Below are 1,208 nucleotides of genomic sequence, written 5' to 3'. Positions count from 1 at the left end.
TAGCTTGGACTCCACAAAGTAGCTTTGTTGTAGGGCTGTAGTAACAAACACCAAATGCGCCTGTAAGCTGGAAATACTGCTGCGTTCTTCCCTTAGTTCTATGGGCTGGCATAGACATGCCAACTTAACTTGAGCTCATGAAAGCCCGGTGCAAGTACAGTCTTTACCCTACAGACCAATAGAGGCCAAACTTAGCCCAGTTGTTTGGCTGTGCCCGCTATGCTTGCAATGAAGTTTTGGCCTCCTGTCAAGGGGTTGGGAACCCTTTAAACACACAGATCAGCGAACCTGGCCTGGGAAAGTTTGGCGAGGGAGAGCCTTGGAGCTTAGCCATCTTCGGCCCTCCGCCCCTCAGCAGCTAGGCTGCTTCAACCTCTTGGGAAGCCCCTCGAGAGGAAGACGGCTTGAGAAACAGGGGTAACTCCTCAGGCGATCGTGATCTTGTTCTCCAAGGGTGAATCCGAAGCTGGGCCTGCTCCGTATTTGAGATGGCTTGTTCTCCGACCGAGGAGCTTTTTCCATGTTGTTGACGTTTTTGCTGGATTCAGCCTTTCGGCTTCGTTTTGTCTGCAAAGCTTTTTGGGGTGTTTGCCTGGCTGCTGCCTTGTTTCTCAGCGGCTGCGGGAGCGGCAGCTCGGTAACCCCTGCGCCGGGAGCTGTAGTCTCTACGGCTACCTTGACCCTATCTCCTGCTGCCGAAGTACCGCCGGTAGCGGTGCCCAGCTCCGCCAGCGGCAGTGCTGTTGTCACTTTAAACCAGACCGCCCGTACTCTATCTGTCCAGGGGAGTTTTACGAATCTCACGACCCCACTTTTGCCGATCGCCAATTTTGGCCCCGGCCACATTCACCTGGCCCAGCCCCAGCCGGGACAATCTTTCGCCCAGGCCACAGGCCCGGTCGTCTTTGTCCTGAACATGTTGCCCAATCCCGACAATCAATCGGGGAACTTCCGGCTAGAGGCCCAACTCACCCCTGAGCAGGTCTCCAGCTTCTTGGCCGGGGCCTACTACATCAACATCCATACGCAGGCCAACCCTCCCGGCGAGTTGCGGGCCCAGGTGGTTTTCCCTCGCTAAATCTTGAAGGCGACTTCTCAGCCGCCTAAGCGGTGCGGAGCATCTAAAGCATTTGGCGCAAATGCTGGGGCTTGCGCTGCCTTTTTTCTGGTCAACTCAAGAAGATTCGGCACAATGGGGAAAGCCATTT

Annotated in this window: 1 protein-coding gene; it reads left to right on the top strand. The window is 55.4% G+C overall.

Going from position 1 to position 1,208, the window contains the following annotated elements; genetic code table 11:
• The first annotated feature begins 520 nt into the window (after positions 1 to 520).
• The gene (locus tag NW853_RS07350; RefSeq protein WP_414336131.1) at positions 521 to 1,078 is read left to right on the top strand and encodes a CHRD domain-containing protein; all 558 of its coding nucleotides are present in this window, start codon (positions 521 to 523) and stop codon (positions 1,076 to 1,078) included.
• Positions 1,079 to 1,208: the final 130 nt, after the last annotated feature.

It is taken from the genome of Synechococcus sp. H55.11 (assembly GCF_047462475.1).
GTDB lineage: Bacteria > Cyanobacteriota > Cyanobacteriia > Thermostichales > Thermostichaceae > Thermostichus.
This window is presented reverse-complemented; position numbering and strand designations above follow the sequence as displayed.

Coding starts and splice junctions, on each gene's coding strand:
- NW853_RS07350 (WP_414336131.1), top strand. CDS start 521: ATGTTGTTGACGTTTTTGCTGGATTCAGCCTTTCGGCTTCGTTTTGTC.